3 protein-coding genes are annotated in these 2220 nt (G+C 47.4%); 2 read left to right on the top strand and 1 reads right to left on the bottom strand.

Going from position 1 to position 2220, the window contains the following annotated elements:
• On the bottom strand, positions 1-780 hold a 780-nt coding region (locus LLG96_13785), incomplete at its 3' end, for a glutamate dehydrogenase (GenBank protein MCE5251281.1).
• A 421-nt stretch (positions 781-1201) separates the two neighbouring features.
• On the opposite strand from LLG96_13785, the gene LLG96_13790 reads away from it, so the two are divergent.
• Positions 1202-1774: an RNA polymerase sigma factor gene (locus tag LLG96_13790; protein ID MCE5251282.1), complete on the top strand. Its 573-nt coding sequence runs from the start codon at positions 1202-1204 to the stop codon at positions 1772-1774.
• A partial coding sequence (locus LLG96_13795) for a hypothetical protein (GenBank protein ID MCE5251283.1) occupies positions 1764-2220 on the top strand: 457 nt, incomplete at its 3' end. The genes LLG96_13790 and LLG96_13795, both read left to right, overlap by 11 nt.

The following is a 2220-nucleotide window of genomic DNA, read 5'->3' on the forward strand; positions in this document are numbered from 1 at the left end:
ATTTATTCCATCTTCGCAATATATGCCGCCTTTTGAATCGGAAAGCGCAATTATTTTACATCCCGCCTCGTTCAGGTATCGGGCTATGCTCCGTCCAACCCTTCCGAAGCCCTGAATCGCAGCGGTCGAATTGAAGAGATAAATCTGACGGTTACGGGCAACCTCTTTCAAAACATGCATGAGACCGCGTGCAACCGCATCCCGTCTGCCCTCGGTTCCCCCGACCGAAATCGGCTTCCCGGTCACTACGTTCGGCACCGAATACCCTGCAAAAATGCTGTAACCATCCATGATCTGCGCCATGGTCGTGGAATCGGTTCCAACTTCCGGTGCAGGGATATCTCTATCGGGACCGATGATCGGTGAAATTTCCCATGTGTACCGGCGGGTCAGGTTTTCCAGCTCCACGGATGACATGGTCTTTGGATCGCAGCATACCGCCCCTTTTGCGCCGCCAAAAGGGATATTGACCACAGCGGCTTTCCAGCTCATCAGCGCCGCATGAGCGATGGTTCTCTCAAGATTCGTTTGAGGATGATACCGTATTCCTCCTTTTGACGGTCCGCGGAAAAGATTGTGCTGAACCCGCCATGCATCGAAAATTTCAATCGTGCCGTTGTCCATCATGACCGGAAGATGAAGCACGAGCGTTTTCTGGGGTTTTCTGAGACGTTTGACATAGATATCATCGAGCGAAAGTAATCCCGAGATTTCTTCCATTTCGGTCATGACTTCTTTATGCAGTATATCACCATCAGGGTAATAATTCGGTTCTGCCATAGTAAGCTCCGTGTATTATTCCATCGTCCGTTCCGGATATTATGATATATTATCAAAAAGTTCGATATCCGCTTGTTACCGTTTTTCCGGCTGGTTTCTTCAGAATCATTCCCCGGGAAAAATAGGGATAAATACCGTGCGTAAGATACTGATTTATTCAATAATATGCAATATAATACTCATACTTGGCCATCCCCCATTTTTTAGGAACACTTTTTTTATATGGTACTTCCTTTGCATGCCCAAAGGAAGTAACCAGGGAAAGGGCGCACCGTGAAAAGCCTTTTTTCCCCGTTCACTGGCCGTTTTTCGGGAATGTGTGAACTCAAGCGCTTTCAGCTCGTTTATGAATAATTATTTTTACAACCCTTGAGAATATTCCTTCGTCCAAATCTACAGTACACCATATGAGGAGGAATTTGTGGCAGAGCATGCAATCGATTCAACCCAGTTCGATATCGTGCGGAAATGCATGGAAGGTGACCAGCATTCTTTCCGGAGGCTGTTCGATATGTATAAGGACAGGGTATATACCACTTCATGCAGGCTGCTCGGTAATGCCGAGGACGCGGAGGACGCCACACAGGAAATTTTCATCAGGATATACCATAACATAAAGAAATTCAGAGGCGATTCTTCCGTATTCACCTGGATATACCGCATAACCGTAAACACCTGTATCGAGCATATGCGTAAAAGAAAAAAAGAACGCGGTAATGAAAGCCTTGACGAAATGGAAGAATATTCATCGGTTCCATCGTCTCATGTTTCATCTGAAATAGTAAAACTAATCGTCGAACGTGAAATCGAAGAACTTCCCGACAACTGCAGGGCGGTGTTTGTCCTGCATATCATCGAGGGTTTCAAACATAATGAAATTGCGGAGATGCTCGGTATCTCCGACGGAACATCGAAATCACAACTCTCTTATGCAAAATCACGTCTTCGTGAAAAACTCCTTCCATACATGGAGGTGATATATAATGAACTGTGAAGATTTCAGACGAATATACGAAGATTCGGGGTTGACTCCCGAGCTTGAGGAGCACATGAAGGTATGCGAGGGATGCCGGAAGGAAGCGGAGTTCGATTCGGCCATCCGGAGAGTAGCAGAGTCCCTTCCCGTTTACACAGCGCCCGAAACACTGTGGGATCGTATCGCTCAGGAACTGCCGGAGGAACACCCTGCCCGCAGCCGCATGCGGGAAGCAGCCGATTACATCGGTTCCACCATCCGAGGTCTTCTTTCTCGGCTGGGCTCTGTCCCTCTGAAACCGGTGTTTGTGGTTGCTGTGATAATACTGATTTCCGTCCTTGCCACCCGCTATTACTATACCCGGTCTTTTCTGCCCGGTGTAGTCAGGATCGATGAAAACAATGCGGCTGACGAGCTCACAAAAAAGGAACAGGAATACCTTGCCGCGATAGACACATTATCCG

The sequence above is a fragment of the bacterium genome (assembly GCA_021372535.1).
Lineage (GTDB): Bacteria > Latescibacterota > Latescibacteria > Latescibacterales > Latescibacteraceae > JAFGMP01.